Raw genomic sequence first — 17,050 nt, 5'->3', positions numbered from 1 at the left:
GTTTTGCCGACCTGTTCACACAATAAGGAAGAGACATGAGCGCCGATTACCACGTGCACGGCACCGTAGCCGTCATTTCGCTGAACAACCCGCCCGTCAATGGCCTGGGGCTGGAAACCCGTACTGCCGCCGTGCAGGGCATGCGCCGCGCGCTGGCCGATGACAGCGTCAGCGCCATCATCATTACCGGCGCCGGCAAGGCGTTTTCCGGCGGCGCCGATATCCGCGAATTCAATTCGCCGAAAGCGCTGGCGGAACCGTCGCTGCACTCGCTGATCCGCACCGTGGAAGAATCGACCAAGCCGGTGGTGGCGGCGATCCATACGGTCGCCATGGGCGGCGGCCTGGAACTGGCGCTGGGCTGCAATTACCGGGTGGCGATGCCGGGTGCGCAAATCGCGCTGCCGGAAGTCAAGCTGGGCCTGTTGCCGGGCGCCGGCGGCACGCAGCGCCTGCCGCGCGTGCTGGGGCTGGAAGCGGCGCTGAACATGATCGTGTCCGGCGCCCCGGTGCTGTCGGAAAAACTCGCCGGCAGCGGCTTGTTCGACGCGGTGTTCGGGCTTGACGCGCCCCTGCTGGAACAGGCGATTGCGTTCGCTGAAAAAGTCGCCGCGGTCCGGCCGCTGCCGAAAGTGCGCGACCGCAATGTCGATTACCCGAACCATGAAGCCTTCCTGCAGTTTTCCCGCAATACCGTGAAGGCCATGGCCGGCCCGTTCCCGGCGCCACTGGAATGCGTGGAAACCGTGGCGGCGTCGGTGACCAGGAAATTCGACGATGGCCTGGCGTTCGAGCGCGAGCGTTTCATTGCGCTGATGCAGACCAATGAATCGAAGTCCCTGCGTCACGCCTTCTTCAGCGAACGCATGACCAGCAAAGTGCCGGACCTGGACGCCGACACGCCGGTGCGCACCATTGCCAAAGCCGCCGTGATCGGCGCCGGCACCATGGGCGGTGGCATTGCCATGAACTTCGCCAATGCGGGCATTCCCGTCACGATCCTGGAAATGAAAGCCGAGGCGCTGGACAAGGGCCTGGCGACGATCCGGAAGAATTACGAAAACACCCTGAAAAAAGGCAAGCTGACGCAGCAGAAGTTTGAACAGCGCGTGGCGCTGATCACCGGTTCGCTGGACTATGCCGAGATTGCCGATGCCGATATCGTCGTCGAAGCGGTGTTCGAAGACATGGGCGTCAAACAGGCCGTGTTCACCAAACTCGATGAAGTCATGAAGCAGGGCGCGATCCTGGCGTCGAACACGTCGACCCTGGACGTGGACCAGATCGCCGCGTTCACCAGCCGCCCGCAGGATGTGATCGGCACCCACTTCTTCAGCCCCGCCAATGTGATGAAGCTGCTGGAAATCGTGCGTGGCGCGAAGACCGGCAAGGATGTGCTGGCGACCGCGCTGGCGCTGTCGAAAAAGCTGAAAAAGACCGGGGTGGTGTCGGGCGTGTGCGACGGCTTTATCGGCAACCGCATGATCGAACAATACAGCCGCCAGGCCGGGTTCCTGCTGGAGGAAGGCTGCCTGCCGGAACAGGTGGACAAGGCGGTGGAGAAATTCGGCTTTGCCATGGGTCCGTTCCGCATGGGCGATTTGGCCGGCAACGATATCGGCTGGTACATCCGCAAGCGCCGCTACGTGGAATCGCCGGAAATCACGTATTCGAAAACCGCGGACTTGCTGTGCGAGATGGGCCGCTTTGGCCAGAAAACCGGCGCCGGCTGGTATGACTACAAGGCGGGCGACCGCAAGGCTTACCCGAATGAGGCGGTGAACGCGATGATCGTCCAGCATTCGGCCGATCTCGGCATTGAACGCCGCAAGATCAGCGACCAGGAAATCGTCGAGCGCCTGGTGTATGCGCTGGTCAATGAAGGGGCGCTGATCCTGGAAGAGGGCATTGCTCTGCGCGCGTCCGATATCGACATGGTGTACCTGACCGGCTACGGCTTCCCGCTGCACCGCGGCGGCCCGATGTTCTATGCCGACACGGTGGGCTTGCCGAACGTCTTGGCGGCGATGGAGCGCATGGCGGGCGGACGCCACGGCGACGCCTGGAAACCGGCCCCGCTGCTGGTGAAGCTGGCGGCGGAAGGCAAGGGCTTCAACGGCTGACAAGCGCTGGCGTGGTGCGGCGGCCGCGCCACGCGCCGATTGCCTTCCCGGGCCCCGATGTTATGATGGGGCCACTGGGAGGAGCTTATGCGGAAGCTGTTGGCAACCATGCTGGTCGCGGCGCTGGGCGCCACGCCGTTGGCGTCGGCGCGCGAATTGCTGGCAATCGGCGCGCATTTCGAACGGGTGTTCGAGCGCGGCCAGGAAGGCGAAATCATTGGGCTGGGCCCGGAAATTGTGCGGGCCCTGGCCCAGCGCACGGGCCATACCGTGCGCTTCGAACTGTATCCCTGGGCGCGCGCCCAGGCCCTGATCGCCCAGGGCAAGGCCGATATCCTCATCGGCCCCTATAAAACCCCGGAACGGCTGCAAACCATGGCGTTTTCGCGGCTGCCGTTTTACCAGGACCAGATGGTGTTTTATGCGCGCGCCGACGCCAATGCCAGTTGGAACGGCGATTTGGCGACCCTGGGCGAGCAGCGCATTGTCGTGCTCAATGGCTGGGCCTATGGCAACGCCTTTGACCAGGCGCGGCCGCAGTTGCGGCTAAGCGTGGCCAACAGCGTGGACAGCGGCTTGAAAATGCTGGTGCACCAGCACGTCAACCTGTTCGCCAGCAACCGCCGCAACACGGAACCCGTGCTGGGCCGGCTGGGATTGGCGGGCCAGATCGCCATGCTGCCCAAGGTGATCGATGTGCAGGAAGGCTATTTTGCCTTCCCGCGCGAGCCCCAGTTCGACGCCTTGCGGCGCGACTTCGATGCCGCGTTCCAGCGCATGGCCGACAGTGGCGAGTTGCGGAAACTGGGGCAGCGCCATGAAGTCATCGTCCCGTAGCCGCGTTCGCCTGGCCGGCCTGCTGCGCTGGTGCGCACTGGCGTGCGCCCTGTGCGGTCCGGGATGGCTGTGGGCGCGCGAATTGCTGGTGGTTAGCACGCATTTTGAAAAAGTCTATGAGCGCGATGCGGAAGGCGTGATCGTCGGCATCGGGCCGGAAATCGTGCGCCAGATTGCGCACGAACTGGGACACACGGTCCGCTTTGAATTGTATCCATGGGCGCGGGCCCAGGCCTTGGTCGCCAATGGCCAGGCCGATATCCTGGCGGCGCCCTACCGGACAGCGGAGCGCCAGCGTGTCATGGCCTTTTCACGGTTGCCGTTTTTCCAGGACCGCCTGGTATTTTATGCGCGCACCGATCGTGCGGCCACGTGGCAGGGCGACTATGCCGCGCTGGCGAACCAGCGGGTCGCGGTCCTGAACGGCTGGGTGTATGGCGCGGCGTTTGACCAGGCGCGGCCGGCATTGCGGATCAGCGTGACCAACAGCGTGGAAAGCGGCCTGCGCATGGTGGCGCACCGCCACGTACAACTGTTTGCCAGCACCCGGCGCGATACGGAAATGGTGCTGAGCCGCCTGGGATTGGTGGGCGTGGTGGCCGGTTTGCCTCCGCCGATCGACGTGCAGGATGCATATTTTGCCTTCCCGCCGGGCGGCAGCCACGATGGATTGCGGCGCGGCTTCGACACGCAATTCCAGCGCCTGGTCGACAGCGGCGAATGGCGCAAGCTGTTGCTGCGCCATGGCCTTGATCAGCCATGATTCAGCTGCGGTTCAGCCATGATTCAGCCGTGGTTCAGCCCTGAATCCGGCCCGAAAACCAGACCCCAACCAGCCCTAAAACCGGCCCTAAAACCAGCCCTAACCAGCCCTGAGGGCTGTCCCGGCACAATCCTGGTGTGGCCTCAGCGGCGGTCCGGCGTCAGTACGCTCGGCAATGCCTTCGGCAGGGTCTCGGGATAATCGCGGCTGAAGTGCAGGCCGCGGCTTTCACGGCGCTGCAAGGCACTGTTGACGATCAGGCTGGCGACGTCCACCAGGTTGCGCAATTCCAGCAAATCGCTGGTGATGCGGAAATTGCGGTAATACTCGTCGATTTCCTCTTTCAGCAGCGCAATCCGGTGCTGCGCCCGTTCCAGGCGTTTCGTGGTGCGCACGATGCCGACGTAATTCCACATCGAGCGGCGCAATTCATCCCAGTTATGGGAAATCACCACTTCTTCATCGGCATCCGTGACACGGCTTTCATCCCAGTCCGGCAGGTAGGGCGTACCGGTGCGTTCCTTGGCTTCGATGTCCTGCGCGCACGCGCGGCCGATCACGACACATTCCAGCAGCGAATTCGAAGCCAGGCGGTTGGCCCCATGCAGGCCGGTGTAGGCGGTTTCGCCGACGGCATACAGGCCCGGCAAGTCGGTGCGGCCGGACAAATCCGTCACCACACCGCCGCACGTATAGTGCGCCGCCGGCACGATGGGAATTGGTTCCTTCGTGATGTCGATGCCCAGCTCCAGGCAGCGCGCATAAATCGTCGGGAAATGTTCCATCAGCCACTCGGCTGGCTTGTGGCTGATGTCGAGGTGGACATAATCCAGGCCGCGCTTCTTGATTTCAAAGTCGATCGCGCGCGCCACCACATCGCGCGGCGCCAGTTCGGCGCGCTCATCGTGCGCCAGCATGAAGCGGCTGCCGGCGGCGGCGCCGGCTTCCGGCGGCAATTTCAGCAAGCCGCCTTCGCCACGGATGGCTTCCGTGATCAGGAACGATTTCGCGTAAGGGTGGTACAGGCAGGTCGGATGGAACTGGATGAATTCCATGTTGGCCACGCGGCAGCCGGCGCGCCACGCCATGGCGATGCCGTCGCCACTGGCGGTGTCCGGATTGGTGGTGTACAGGTAGACCTTGCCGGCGCCGCCGGTCGCCATCACGGTATGCTCGGCGGCCACCGTGTGCACGTCGCCGGTATTCACATCCTGGACATACAAGCCATGGCAATGCGGCTGCGCGCTGTGCGGCGCCGATTTCGGGCCCAGCTTGTCGGAGGTAATCAAATCGATGGCGCAATGGTGTTCGAACAGGCTGATGTTCGGATGCGCGCGCACTTTCTGTTCCAGGGTCACTTGCACGGCGTGGCCGGTGGCGTCGGCCGCGTGTATGATCCGGCGCTGACTGTGGCCCCCTTCGCGGGTCAGGTGGAAACCCATTTCCGCACTGTCGTCGCGGGTGAACGGCACCCCTTGTTCGATCAGCCATTCAATCGCCGCGCGGCCGTTTTCCACGATAAAGCGGGTCGCCGCTTCGTCGCACAGGCCGCCGCCCGCCACCAGCGTATCGGTGATGTGCTGGTCATGGCTGTCGCCGGAGTCGAGCACGGCGGCAATGCCACCCTGGGCCCAATTGCTGGCGCCATCCAGTAACTGGCGTTTGGAAATGATTGCGACTTTGCGGGTTTCCGCCAGGTGCAAGGCCACCGACAAGCCGGCCAGCCCGCTGCCGACGATAGCGACATCGAATTTCATTGAATTAAATCGTCAAGTTTGCTCGAGAGAAGTAAGACTATAAGCGATTTGCCGCTTCCCTGTCATGGAACGGTCATTTTCGGCCGGCGCACGGCGCGCCGCAGGCTGGTTTGCGGCGGCGCAAAACTGCGCCACGCGCCGGGCGGATGATGGCTAAGCCACCGTTAAGCCGGTGGTGCATCCACCGTTGGGAGGCAAATGATGACCAGGAAAAAACTGCTTTTAGTGGAAGACGATCCGGGTTTGCAGCGCCAGCTGCGGTGGGGCCTGGACGATTATGACGTGCTGGTGGCTGGCAATCCGGAACAGGCGATGGCGCATTTGCGGCGCCACCAGCCAGCCGTTGTCACCATGGACCTGGGACTGCCGCCGGAGCCCGACAGCGCCACGGTGGGGTTGGCGCTGTTGGCGGACATGCTGGCGGCGGCGCCGGAAACCAAAGTCATTATCCTGTCCGGCAACCAGGACCGCGCCAACGTCTTGAAAGCCATCGCCATGGGGGCTTACGACTTCCAGCAAAAGCCGGTGGAACTCGATGTGTTGCAACTGATGGTGCAACGGGCGTTTTTCCTGCATGCGGTGCAGGTGGAACACAAGCGCATGCTGCAGATCGAGCAGGATTCTCCGCTGGCCGGCCTGATCTCGCGCGATGCCGGCATGCTCAAGCTGTGCCGCGACGTGGAAAAGGTCGCGCCGACATCGGCCAGTGTGATGTTGCTGGGTGAATCGGGCTGCGGCAAGGAAGTGCTGGCGCGGGGTATACACCAGCTCAGTCCGCGCCGGCGCCGCGCCTTCGTTGCGATTAATTGCGCCGCGATTCCCGAGCAATTACTGGAAAGCGAATTATTCGGCCATGAAAAAGGCGCGTTTACCGGCGCCGCCCGCCAAATGCAGGGCAAGATCGAACTGGCCCACGGCGGCACTTTCTTTCTCGACGAAATCGGCGATATGGCGGTGGCGCTGCAGGGCAAATTGCTGCGCTTCCTGCAGGAACGGGTGATTGAGCGGGTCGGCGGGCGGCATGAAATCCCGGTCGACGTGCGGGTGGTCTGCGCCACCCACCACAATTTGCAGGCGCAAGTCGCGCAGGGCGCGTTCCGCGAAGATTTGTATTACCGCCTCAGTGAAATCGTGCTGGCGATCCCGCCGCTGCGCGATCGCTGCGGCGATGCGCTGTTGCTGGCGCACCATGTGAAAAACCGCTGCTGCGCGAGTGCCCGGCGCCATTTGCAATTCCATCCGCAAGCGCTGGCCGCCATCGAAGCGCACCCGTGGCCCGGTAATGTGCGGGAACTGGAAAATTGCATCCGGCGCGCCGTCATCATGGCCGAAGGACCGGTGATCCTGCTGGAAGACCTGGGTTTGCCGGAAGCTGGCACCGAGGTGGACGACAATATCAATTTGCGCCAGGCGCGCGATGCGGCCGAATACCGCGTGATGGTCAAGGCCCTGGGCCGGGTGGACGGCAATATCCTGCGTGCGGCGGAATTGCTGGGCGTTAGCCGGCCCACGCTGTACGACTTGATGAGCCATCACGGCATACGGTGAACATCATGGCCGGCATCGTGCGATGCCGGCCGGGGGATGGGCGCTTGTTTCGCCAGGCTGGCCCATCGGCTGGTTTTTAGGCCGGGCCCGGCTATTTAAGCCGTGCCCAGTGTTCCCATGTGGCAGGTTCCGGGCGCGGTATCAGGCTGTCATACAGCTGCGTGTAGTGCTGCGCCACGGTTGCCAGGCTGTGATGGCTTAACACCTGGCGCCTGCCGCGCAAACCATGGCGCCGCGCCAGTCCCGCGACCCTGGCGTAATCGGCCAGGGAATCGGCCAGCATGGCGGCGTCGCCGTGCGGTACCAGCGCACCGCTCCAGCCGGTTTGCACCAGCCGGCTGTGCGCGCCGCCCTGGCAGGCGACCACCGGCAAGCCGCTGGCCATCGCCTGCAGCAGGTGCAGGCCCGAATCCGGCGCGCACTCCGGGGCCGCATAGACATCCATGATACGCATCAGGCGGGCGAGGTCGTCGCGCTGGCCGGGCAGCCAGGCCAGGTGACTGGCGCCGGCCGCCGCCAGCAAATCTTTACAGACCGCGCGTTCGGGACCGTCGCCGATGATCAGCAGCCGCAACGGCACGGCCGTGCCATGGTCCGCCAGCAACTGCAGGAATGCCTGCACCAGCCGCACATGCCCATGGGCGCGATCCATCGGCCCGGCGCTGCCGATCACACATGCGCCGTCGCACAGGAATCCGGCCGGGCCCAATGCGGCCGCTGGACTCAGCCGGGGGTGGAATTGCGCGCAATCGACCGCCAGATGGGCAAGCGGCGGCATGGCCGGCGACAGCAGCTTGCGCAGCCAGCTGCGCAAGCCGTGGCGGGATGGCGCGTGTCCGCTGGCGCTGGCGCCATGCAAGCGGACCGGGACACCGGCCGCCGCTGCCAGCCATTGCAGCGCTGTGCTGCGGGTATGGATCAGTGCCGGACGCAAATGACGCAAGCGCTGGAACAGCCAGACCAGCCGGGCGCCGCTGTCCGGCGCCATGTCACGGCTTGAGGCGGGCACCTGCACGACTTGGGCCACGTGGCCGCTATGGCGCAACTCCCACATCGCCCCATGGCGCCAGCCGATGATGAGATGGCGGTAGCGCCCGGGCGGCATTTGATGCAGCAGGCATAGCAGGCTTTCATCGGCGCCGCTGTCGAGCGTATCGGTGATATGGACAACCAGGGGGACGCAGGCTGAGTCCGCCTGACGGGCAAGTGGCGTGGTGGTGGTGGGCATTGCCATCGCATCTGCTCCTTGCGGTTACGGTAGGAGTTACCGCGTGCGGGAAGCCGGCAGTGCCGGCTTGACACGGGCCTTGTTATAAACCAGGTGGATATGCGGACAGGGCTCGAGGTGGCGCAGCGCTTCGGCCAGCGCCGCATGGGTGGTGGTTTCGGCATCGACGACCAGCACCACCTGGCCCATTTGCGCCGCCAGCACACTGGCTTGCGTCGTCACCAGCAAGGGCGCGGTGTCGAAGAGGATGATGCGGTCCGCATAGCGCGAGGCCAGTTCGGCCAGTAACCGTTCCATGTCGCGGCTGGCCAGCAGCTCGGCGGCATGGTGGTGGGTCTTGCCAGCGGGAAGGACGCTCAAGGTCGGCAGGCTCGATCGGACAATCACGTCGGCGGCGTTGAGCGTGTCATCCATCAACAGTTCCATCATGCCCGGCCCATCCGGTATGCCCAGCATGGCCGGCAGTGAAGGCGAGGCCATGTGGGCATCGACCAGCAAGACGGTGGTATCCCGTTCCATGGCCATGCTCAGCGCGAGGTTCAGTGCGCAAAAGCTCTTTCCCTCGCCATGCGCGGCACTGGTGACGGCAATCAGGTTGCACCGGGCGCCATCGCCATCCCGCAGCTTCCTGAGCAAGGGACGTTTGATGATCCTGAATTCTTCCGCCACCACGGCATGGACCGGCACGGTCGGAACCGTGGCGTTGGCCGGGGCCGGGCGGGGGAAGTTGCCGATGCGCATGATAAGTACCTTCCGGTCAGCGCGCGGGCCATCCAGTGACGCCCGCCATACCATTGCTGGCGACGGTGTACGCCATCAACGCGCCATAGGACAGCAACAAGCCACCGAGCAACGCCGCAAATCCGGCCCGGCTGCGCTGGCGCATTTGCAGCTGGGCGGGTGTCCAGTGCATGGCGATCATGCCGATCACCTGCAGGTGGCTGAAATTGCGTAATTCACGCAAGCTGTCGAAATTCGGCCGGCTGCGGCTGGCCGCCAGCGCGGCAAGCAGGCCGGCGGCCAGCGCCAGCGCCAGCACGCCACTGTTGAGCAGGAGGCGATTCGGGCTGACCGGGCGCGCCGGCAGGGTGGGTGGGTCGATAATGCGGAAGTTCATCATTTCTTGCGTTGAACTGAGGTTGCCGGATAATTTGGCCGCTTCGCGCTTGCTGATGAGCTTTTCGTAGTTTTCCTTGTTGATCTGGTAGTCGCGGTTCAATTGCGCCAGTTGCGATTCCAGTTCCGGGACAGCCTTGCTCTGGCCTTCCAGGCGCGTGTGGCGCACGGTCAGTTCCCGGACACGGGCCCGCAAGGCGGCGGCCTTCGCATCCGCGTCCGTCAGCGCCACCTTGATTTGCTGCAGCATGGGACTGTAGCGGCGGCCCGGATCGTCGGTGGGCGGCGGTTCCAGTGCGTGGTCCGCCCTGCGCTGTTCCAGTTGCGCCAGCAGGCGGCGCGCGGCAATGACATCGGGATGCTGTTCGGTGTACTGCAACTGCAGTGCGTCGAGCGTCTTGTAGATCGCGGCAATGCGCACCTCAAGTTCGGCTTCATCGATGGCCGGCGGCCCTCCGGCGGGCCGTGCCACGGGCGCTGCCGCATGCAACGCCATGGCCGGCACTTGCTGGCGGATCGCATCGCGCGCCTGTTCCGCTTCCAGCAATTCCAGGCGCGCGGTATTGAGGGCATCGGCCGATTGTTGTACTTGCGCGCCATAGTCCTGGCCTGGGCGCGGCAACAGCGCGTTATGCCGCAGTTTGAAGTCTTTGACGGACTCCTCGGCCGCCTGCAATTTGGCTTCGTAGGTGCTGATCTGCTCATCGATGAATTGCACGGCTTTTTCCGATTCCCCTTTTTTTCCCCTGAAACTTCCTTCCACGAAGATCGCCAGCAGCGACTGGACGACATCGCGCACCAGGCGCGGATCGCGGTCGATGTAGGTGATGGTGTATATGTCGTAACTGCCGGTCCCCGCGATGCGGATGCGGCTCAACAATTCTTCCATCCGGATTTCATGATCGCGCGCCGTGGTCTGCCGCACGTCCAGGTCCACCATGCGCATGACGCGCTCGATGTTGGGACGGCTGAGCAACGTGCGGCTCATGATCGCCACTTGCTGTTCGACGTTGGGAACACTGGTCATGCCGGACAACAATGGTTTCAAGATGCCTTGCGTGTCGACAAACACGCGGGCCGAGGTTTGGTAAGCATTCGGGAGCATGGCGACGCCGGTCCAGCCGGCCAGGGCGCAAAGCCAAGCAACCGCGGTGGTGAGCCAGCGGTACTTCCAGACACAGTGGGCGGCGGTCTGCAGTTGCTGTATTAACTCTTCCATAAATCGTCCCAGCAAGATGGGCAGCGCCCGTGGCGGCCTGTGGATCGATTATAGGAAGGGCGCCGTGCCGCCCGGCCCGAGTTTCCACGGGGATTGAGCGGCATCAAGGCAACTCCAGGGGGGAACGCAGCGCTCAGCCGCGGCGCCGGCGGCCCAGGAATCCCATGCCCAGCAAGCCCGTTGCCAGCAATGCCAACGAGGCGGGTTCAGGTACGGCCTGCAGGGTGTTGGCCAGTGAGTTGTGGTTGATGGTGATCTGGTATTCATTGCCGGCCATCAGCATGCCGGTGGTGGCGGAAAACGCGCTGGCGCCCGGGGCATAGATCAGGTCGGCCGGCGCCGCGTGGGTGGCGCTGCGGATACTGCCGGCGTTCAGCGCATTCGGCGCATAGGCCAGTTCAGTGGCGCCGGTGGTGACGTTGAGAATATTGATCGACCAGGACAGCCGGGCATTGGCGTTGGAGACCGGACCCGAGCCGGGCGTGACCAGCGCCCGCGTGTAGGGATTGCCCATGAATGAGACGGTCATGGTGTCGGACGTCCCCATCACAAAGCGGAAGGTGGTCGAGGTGCCGACGTCGGAATTGCCGGACGCCACCGCATTGACCGCGGTGGATGCGTCAGCCCGCGTCGAGGCGTGGGCGCCGGCCGGCGTGGCGCCGATCATGATGGATGAGCCGGTCAGTTTTTGGTCCGCGTGGCCATAGGTGCTGATGATGGGGGGCAGACCGGCAATCGGCGTAAAGGTGTCGGCCGCGATCGGCATGCAGGCGCCCAGGCATTGCTGAGCGACGTTGGGCGGCACGGCGGCCAGGATGGAACGGGAGTCGGCGGCGTTGGCGAATACGCCGTTCAATTGCGCGGTGGCGTGGGCGTCATTGGTGCCGGCCAGATTGGCAAAATTGCCGACAGCGTAATCGGCGCCGGATGCATGCAGCAATTTGAAATCCGTGATGTCCAGGATGGCGGAAGCAAAGGTCGAGGCGCTGGCAGGACCGGCCACGGCGAGGGCGGCGGCCGCCGCCAGCAAGAGTTTCGTGGTTTTCATGGTGTGCTGTTCCTTTCATGGTTGGCCGCATGGCTTGCGGTTATCCCTGTACAGCAGCATCCGTGCCTGCGTTGAAAAGGCCTGTAAAACAGTGGCTTGGCGCTGCGCTGCGCGGCGGGTGCGGTGGATTGTGAAGAAAGGCGACACTGCCGCGCCTATCGTGCCGGCGGCGGGAACTTTTTTGCCGGAGGCCGGTCCAAGTGCCCAAAACCAAAGGGAGGTACTGTGGACAACGACACGATTATTTCTTTTGAAGACAGCCCCGGCATGCGCGAGATGGTCATCGGCGAGGCCGCCCACGACCCGGCGGAAGACCATGAAATCGACCGCCAGGTATTTCATTTGCGCCTGGCGAATTCACGCCGGGAACGGGAGGCGGCCAGTGTGTTGCTGAAAAAAATGTATGGCTGGCGCGGCTATGACGTGGATCCGCACGCGGTGCATGGCCCCAACCGCATTACGCTGTACGCGGAAGCCGGCGGCGCGACGGTGGGCACCATGTCGCTGTGCCTGGATGATCCGGTGCTGGGATTGCCCGCCGACGAAAATTTCCGGCACGAACTGGACCACTTGCGTGGCCAGGGCCGGCGGCTGTGTGAACCATCGCGGCTGGCGATCGACAAGGGCGCGTCGCGGCGCGTCTTTGCCGGCCTGATCCACATCTCTTACCTGTATGCGCGCCACATCCACGGCCATACGGATTATGTGATCGAAGTCAATCCGCGCCACGTGATGTTTTACCGCCGCATGCTGGGCTTCAGCCCTTGCGGCACGCAGCGCAACTGTTCACGGGTGGGGGCGCCTGCCGTGCTGTTGCGGCTGGACCTGGACCATATGGGCGATCAAATCCAGCGTTATGGCGGCCTGATGGAAAAGCATGGCGATGAACGTTCCTTTTATCCGTATTTCTTCCCGGCCAGCGACGAGGCGGGAATCACCGCGCGGCTGATGCGGGGGCAGGGATGAGTACGGCTGCCGGCCGGTTGGCGGAGGCGCTGGCGCAGTGGCGCGCGCTGCTGGGTGAGACGCAAGTGCGATCGGATTCCGCCACCCTGGACGCGTACGCCAGCAGCACCGCATCGTGGCCAGCGCGGCCGGCCGCGGTGGTGCTGCCGCAAAGCCGCGCCCAGGTGGTGGACACGGTCCGCATCGCCACAAGGCACCGCACCGCGCTGTATCCGGTCAGTACCGGCCGCAACTGGGGATATGGCGATGCGTGCGCGGTGTTGCCCGGCCAGGTGATCGTCGATTTATCCGGCATGCGCCGCATTCTCGAAGCCAATGCGGAACTGGGCTATGTGGTGATCGAACCCGGTGTCACCCAGGGCCAGTTGTCGCAGTTCCTTGCCGCGCAAGGCTTGCCGTACTGGCTCGATTGCACCGGGGCCGGCCCCGATACCAGCCTGGTGGGCAATATCCTGGAGCGCGGTTTCGGCCACTCGCCGTATGGCAACCGGGTGCAGCAAGTGTGCGGCATGGAAGTGGTGCTGGCGGACGGCGACATTGCCGCGACCGGCTACACGCATTACCCGCATGCGCGCGCCGCCCGTGCATTCCCGTATGGGCTGGGGCCGTGGATTGACGGCTTGTTCACCCAGTCCGGGCTGGGCATTGTCACCAGTCTTGGTTTGTGGCTGATGCCGCAGTCCGCGGCGCTGGCGCACTTCCTGTGCAGTGTGCCGCGCCATGACGGGGCGGCGGTGGTGGTCGATGCGCTGCGCCCGCTGCGCATGGATGGCACGCTGCGTTCGGTGATCCATATTGGCAATGACTTGCGGGTGCTGTCGGGCGGCATGACATATCCGCGCGACATCGCCACTCGGCCATTGCCGTCGGACGTGCGCGCGTCGCTCTGCCACGCGGCCGGTATTCCTGCGTGGACGGTGTCCGGCGCACTGTATGGCAGCGCACGCCAGGTGGCGGCGGCGCGCCATGCGCTGCGCCAGGCGCTGGCGCCGTTGCGACTGGCGCCGCGCTTCATCGACGAACGGCGGCTGGCGCTGGCCGGCGCGGCGGCGCGCCTGCTGGGGGCGACGCCGGCCGGCCGCAAGCTGGCGGGCCGCGTGGCGCTGGGGCGTTCGCTGTTCAATATGAACCGGGGTGTGCCGGACGGTCGTTTCCTTGCCGGCGCCTATTGGCGGCGCCAGGGCGGCTTGCCGCCCGACTTTCCCGTCGGCGCCGATCCCGCGCGCGACAATTGCGGTTTGCTGTGGCTGTCGCCGGTGCTGCCGATGCGGGGCGCGGACTTGCAAGCGGTCATGGCGCTGGCCGAACCGCTGTTCGTCCGCCATGGCTTTGACTTGTTTGCCACCTTCAGCATGATCACCGAGCGCGCGCTGGGCGGCGTACTGACGGTGGCCTATGACAAGGACAATGCGCAGGAATGCGTCGATGCCCAGGCTTGCTACCATGCGCTGTTCGACGCCTTGATGGCGGCGGGGTATTTGCCATACCGGGTCGGATTGCAGTCGATGGCGGCGCTGGATCCGGCCGGTGATGGCTATTGGCGCACCGTGCGCCGTATCAAGGCCGCGCTGGACCCGGATAATCTCATTGCGCCGGGCCGCTATCTGCCGCCGCCCGGTGCTGTGCGGCCGCCATAGGCCGCTATAGGCCGGCCAGCAGGGCGCGCACTTCCGCCTGCTGCCGGTAGCTGCTGTCGGACTGCAGGCGCTGCAACTGGCGCTTGGCTTCGTTGCGTTCGCCGGCGCGCAGCAGGGCGCTGGCGTAATGGAAGCGGATGTCGCCCGCCTCCGGTGCGCTGTCCGTGGCTTTTTTGAGTAATGGCACGGCGCGTCCGGACTGGCCTTGCTGCGTCAGGATCCAGCCCAGCGTATCGGCAATGGCGGGATTGGCCGGCGCCAGCGCATGGGCTTTTTCCGCGTAGGACAGGGCGCGCTTGTCGGCAAGTTGCTGGCAGCTCCATGCCAGGTCGTTGAGCGCCACCACATGATTGGGTTCGACCGCCAGCACCTGTTCAAAATGCGGGATGGCGGCGCGGTAGTCGGCGGCGGCCACCAGCGTGCTGGCCAGGTACAGCCGGGTGGGCAAGTCGCGCGGATGGGTTGCCAGCCAGTCGGTGATTTGCTTGTGCGCGTCGCCGGGCTTGCCGGTGGCGCTCAGTGCGCGGTGCAGTGAAATCACCAGCGGACCACCCGGTTCCAGTGCGTAGGCCTTGCGGTATAGCGGCAGCGCCAGCGCGGCGCGGGCGCGCGCCATTTCTACATCGCCTTCCAGGCGGTAACCCAATGCGGCGGTGGCGGGGCGCGACTGTGCCGGCCTGGCCAGCGCCAAGGCCTGATCCCATGCGCGCGATTGCGCCAGCAGCCGGACCGCCGTGGCCAGCGCCAGGCCATGATCGGGTTGCAGTGCCAGCACCCTGCGCACCGCGGCCAGCGCATCGGCCGGCCGGTCCAGCGCCATGTGCGCGCCGGCCAGCTGCAACTGCGCGGCGGCGTTATCCGGCTGGCGGCCGGCCAGGTCCGTGTAGCTTTCCAGCGCGCCTTCGGTATCGTGCGACGCCGCGCGGGCCGCCGCCAGCGCGGCCAGCGCATCGGTGCTGCCGGGATTGGCGGCGTGCAGTTTTTGCGCCAGCGCGAGCGCCCTGGGCAGTTCGCCCGCGTGCAAATACCAGCTCGCCAGTTGCACCGCCGGGCCAATGGCGTCGGGAGCGCTTTGATGCGCGCGTTCCAGCCAGCGCCGCGCAGCTTGCCCCTGGCCGCGCTGGGCGGCCAGGTGGCCCAGCGCCATCATGATTTCCGCATTGCCGCCGTCGCGCGCCAGCGCCGCTTCATAACGTATGCGCGCGGCGTCCGGCTGGCCGGCCAGCAGATCGAGCTGGGCCAGGTTTTGCAGCGCGGGAGGGTAGCCCGGTTGCAACTGCAGCGCTGCTTCGAATGCGCGGCGCGCCTGGTCCGGGTCCTTGCGGGCCAGGTGGACGCCACCCTTCAAATTTTGCAGGGCCGGATTGTCTTGCTGCTTTTCCAGCGACTGCGCCGCCGCCAGCGCTTTGTCATAGTCGCCCGCGCGCAGGTGGGCCACGACCAGCAATGCGCCGGCGCGCTGCTGGGCGCCATCGGACGCGGTTTGCGCCGGCGCTTGCAGGACTTGTTCCAGCACCGCCGCGGCGCCCTGGTTGTCGCCCAGTCCCAGCTGGGTCAGCGCTTGCGCGGTGCGCAGCGCTGTTGTCGCCGGCGCCGCGCCGGCGGCCTTGTCGAAACTGGCGGAGGCCTTGGCATAGGCTTGCTGGCGCAGGTAGGCTTCACCGGCCGTCGCGTGCAATTCGCTGTCGTCGGGATAGCGTTCCAGTAACGGCTCCAGCAGTGCCACGGCGTCGCGGGCCTTGCCATTGCGCAGGGCAATGATCGCGGCCATCCTGGCGCCAACCGGATGCTGTGGCTGCGCCGCCAGGAATTGCTGGACGTGCTGTTCGGCCTGGGGCAAATTGTTTTGTGCCAGGTAGATGCCGGCGGCCAGGAAGTTCGATGGCGGATGGTCCGGCGCGGCGCGCAAGATCAGTTGCAGGCGCTCCAGGGCCGCTGGATATTTCTTCTCCTGCAATGCCAGCAACGCCTGGGTATACAGGACGGCGGCGCTGCCGGGAGCGATCCGCACCGCTTGCCCCAATTCCTTGCGCGCGTCGTCCAGCCGGGCTTGCGCCGCCAGCAGCGCGGCCGCATCCAGGCGGGCTTGCAAATGGCCGGGACGCCGCCGGATGGCCTGGCGATAGTTGTCCAGCGCCGGTTCCGGATTGCCGGCGCGGCGATGCAAGTCGCCCAGCAGCCGCAGGGCTTCTATGTGGTCCGGATGCGCCGCCACCACCCGCCTGGCGATTTCCATCGCCTGGACCATATCCCCCGCTTGCAGCGCCATGCGGGCTTGCCCCAGCTGCGCCGTGGCGTGGTTCGGATGCCCGGCCAGCGCCAGTGCAAACAGGTTGACGGCATCGCCGTTGCGCCGCAATCCCAGCATGGCGTAGCCGCGCAGGGCCTGGATGTCGGCCAGCGCCGCGGCCGGCAGCGCGTCATCGTCCGGCAATTCGGTCAGCACTTGTTCGTAGCGCTGCTGCAGCAGCAACGCCGTGGCGAGCCGTGGCCAGAACGCGGCCGGTGCGGCGCCGGCATCGTGTGCACGGCGGAATTCTTTTTCCGCCGACAGCATATCGCCGCTGTCGAGATACACATCGCCCAATTGCAGGCGCGCGGCGGCATGCGCGGGCGCCTGTTGCAGCACGTTTTTCAGTTCGATGATGGCGGCATGGTTATCGCCGCCGGCCTGGTGGCGGGTGGCCGAGGCGATCAGCTGCGCCGGATCCGGTGTGCGGGTGCAGCCGGCGGTGGCCAGCAAGACTGGAAAAATGGCGGCGGCAAGGTGCCGGCGGGTCAATCGGGACATGGCGCTCTCCTGGGCAG

The 17,050-nt window shown here is 65.2% G+C and carries 12 protein-coding genes; 6 read left to right on the top strand and 6 right to left on the bottom strand.

What is annotated here, in order from left to right; all coding sequences use genetic code 11:
• Nucleotides 1-35 precede the first annotated feature (35 nt).
• From AC1RRC_RS03735 to AC1RRC_RS03725, 3 genes are all read left to right on the top strand, one after another.
• Complete coding sequence (locus tag AC1RRC_RS03735; RefSeq protein WP_493053906.1) at nucleotides 36-2,123, top strand: 3-hydroxyacyl-CoA dehydrogenase NAD-binding domain-containing protein; 2,088 nt, start codon at nucleotides 36-38, stop codon at nucleotides 2,121-2,123.
• Between the two features lie 87 nt (nucleotides 2,124-2,210).
• Nucleotides 2,211-2,960 (top strand): substrate-binding periplasmic protein, encoded by a 750-nt coding sequence (locus AC1RRC_RS03730; RefSeq protein WP_493053905.1) that lies wholly within the window; start codon nucleotides 2,211-2,213, stop codon nucleotides 2,958-2,960.
• Nucleotides 2,941-3,723, top strand: a complete 783-nt coding sequence (locus tag AC1RRC_RS03725) for a substrate-binding periplasmic protein (RefSeq protein ID WP_493053904.1) — start codon at nucleotides 2,941-2,943, stop codon at nucleotides 3,721-3,723. Before AC1RRC_RS03730 ends, AC1RRC_RS03725 begins: the two co-directional genes overlap by 20 nt.
• Nucleotides 3,724-3,866: 143 nt before the next feature.
• Here the strand turns inward: AC1RRC_RS03725 and nadB are convergent, their stop codons facing one another.
• The gene (gene nadB / locus AC1RRC_RS03720) at nucleotides 3,867-5,480 is read right to left on the bottom strand and encodes an L-aspartate oxidase (protein WP_493053903.1); all 1,614 of its coding nucleotides are present in this window, start codon (nucleotides 5,478-5,480) and stop codon (nucleotides 3,867-3,869) included.
• A gap of 201 nt (nucleotides 5,481-5,681) precedes the next feature.
• Here nadB and prsR point away from each other — a divergent pair, with 201 nt between their 5' ends.
• Nucleotides 5,682-7,028: a PEP-CTERM-box response regulator transcription factor gene (prsR, locus tag AC1RRC_RS03715; RefSeq protein WP_493053947.1), complete on the top strand. Its 1,347-nt coding sequence runs from the start codon at nucleotides 5,682-5,684 to the stop codon at nucleotides 7,026-7,028.
• A gap of 91 nt (nucleotides 7,029-7,119) precedes the next feature.
• Here the strand turns inward: prsR and AC1RRC_RS03710 are convergent, their stop codons facing one another.
• The 4 genes from AC1RRC_RS03710 to AC1RRC_RS03695 form a co-directional block, all read right to left on the bottom strand.
• Nucleotides 7,120-8,262: a glycosyltransferase gene (locus tag AC1RRC_RS03710; protein WP_493053902.1), complete on the bottom strand. Its 1,143-nt coding sequence runs from the start codon at nucleotides 8,260-8,262 to the stop codon at nucleotides 7,120-7,122.
• A 30-nt stretch (nucleotides 8,263-8,292) separates the two neighbouring features.
• A complete protein-coding gene (locus tag AC1RRC_RS03705) occupies nucleotides 8,293-8,997 on the bottom strand; it encodes an XrtA-associated tyrosine autokinase (RefSeq protein ID WP_493053901.1) in 705 nt (234 codons plus the stop codon).
• A 16-nt stretch (nucleotides 8,998-9,013) separates the two neighbouring features.
• Nucleotides 9,014-10,591, bottom strand: coding sequence for an XrtA system polysaccharide chain length determinant (locus AC1RRC_RS03700; RefSeq protein WP_493053900.1), 1,578 nt, complete (start codon nucleotides 10,589-10,591; stop codon nucleotides 9,014-9,016).
• 133 nt (nucleotides 10,592-10,724) lie between these two features.
• Nucleotides 10,725-11,639, bottom strand: a complete 915-nt coding sequence (locus tag AC1RRC_RS03695; RefSeq protein ID WP_493053899.1) for an EDSAP-1 family PEP-CTERM protein — start codon at nucleotides 11,637-11,639, stop codon at nucleotides 10,725-10,727.
• 225 nt (nucleotides 11,640-11,864) lie between these two features.
• Here AC1RRC_RS03695 and AC1RRC_RS03690 point away from each other — a divergent pair, with 225 nt between their 5' ends.
• Together AC1RRC_RS03690 and AC1RRC_RS03685 are read left to right on the top strand one after the other, a co-directional pair.
• On the top strand, nucleotides 11,865-12,605 hold the full coding sequence (locus AC1RRC_RS03690; RefSeq protein WP_493053898.1) for an N-acyl amino acid synthase FeeM domain-containing protein: 741 nt from the start codon (nucleotides 11,865-11,867) through the stop codon (nucleotides 12,603-12,605).
• Nucleotides 12,602-14,242, top strand: a complete 1,641-nt coding sequence (locus tag AC1RRC_RS03685) for an FAD-binding oxidoreductase (protein ID WP_493053897.1) — start codon at nucleotides 12,602-12,604, stop codon at nucleotides 14,240-14,242. The genes AC1RRC_RS03690 and AC1RRC_RS03685 overlap by 4 nt, the downstream gene beginning before the upstream one ends.
• A gap of 4 nt (nucleotides 14,243-14,246) precedes the next feature.
• On the opposite strand, the gene prsT is transcribed toward AC1RRC_RS03685, so the two are convergent.
• Nucleotides 14,247-17,033 (bottom strand): XrtA/PEP-CTERM system TPR-repeat protein PrsT, encoded by a 2,787-nt coding sequence (prsT, locus tag AC1RRC_RS03680; RefSeq protein WP_493053896.1) that lies wholly within the window; start codon nucleotides 17,031-17,033, stop codon nucleotides 14,247-14,249.
• Between the last annotated feature and the right edge of the window lie 17 nt (nucleotides 17,034-17,050).

The organism is Pseudoduganella sp. GW821-FHT12E03 (genome assembly GCF_058807115.1).
The sequence above is the reverse complement of the archived record's forward strand: the minus strand, read 5'-3'. Positions and strand labels throughout refer to the sequence as shown.

What these genes read in the sequence shown, in the direction of transcription:
- AC1RRC_RS03735 (WP_493053906.1), top strand. Translation starts at nt 36, where the DNA reads ATGAGCGCCGATTACCACGTGCACGGCACCGTAGCCGTCATTTCGCTG.
- AC1RRC_RS03730 (WP_493053905.1), top strand. Translation starts at nt 2,211, where the DNA reads ATGCGGAAGCTGTTGGCAACCATGCTGGTCGCGGCGCTGGGCGCCACG.
- AC1RRC_RS03725 (WP_493053904.1), top strand. Translation starts at nt 2,941, where the DNA reads ATGAAGTCATCGTCCCGTAGCCGCGTTCGCCTGGCCGGCCTGCTGCGC.
- nadB (WP_493053903.1), bottom strand. Translation starts at nt 5,480, where the DNA reads ATGAAATTCGATGTCGCTATCGTCGGCAGCGGGCTGGCCGGCTTGTCG.
- prsR (WP_493053947.1), top strand. Translation starts at nt 5,682, where the DNA reads ATGACCAGGAAAAAACTGCTTTTAGTGGAAGACGATCCGGGTTTGCAG.
- AC1RRC_RS03710 (WP_493053902.1), bottom strand. Translation starts at nt 8,262, where the DNA reads ATGGCAATGCCCACCACCACCACGCCACTTGCCCGTCAGGCGGACTCA.
- AC1RRC_RS03705 (WP_493053901.1), bottom strand. Translation starts at nt 8,997, where the DNA reads ATGCGCATCGGCAACTTCCCCCGCCCGGCCCCGGCCAACGCCACGGTT.
- AC1RRC_RS03700 (WP_493053900.1), bottom strand. Translation starts at nt 10,591, where the DNA reads ATGGAAGAGTTAATACAGCAACTGCAGACCGCCGCCCACTGTGTCTGG.
- AC1RRC_RS03695 (WP_493053899.1), bottom strand. Translation starts at nt 11,639, where the DNA reads ATGAAAACCACGAAACTCTTGCTGGCGGCGGCCGCCGCCCTCGCCGTG.
- AC1RRC_RS03685 (WP_493053897.1), top strand. Translation starts at nt 12,602, where the DNA reads ATGAGTACGGCTGCCGGCCGGTTGGCGGAGGCGCTGGCGCAGTGGCGC.
- prsT (WP_493053896.1), bottom strand. Translation starts at nt 17,033, where the DNA reads ATGTCCCGATTGACCCGCCGGCACCTTGCCGCCGCCATTTTTCCAGTC.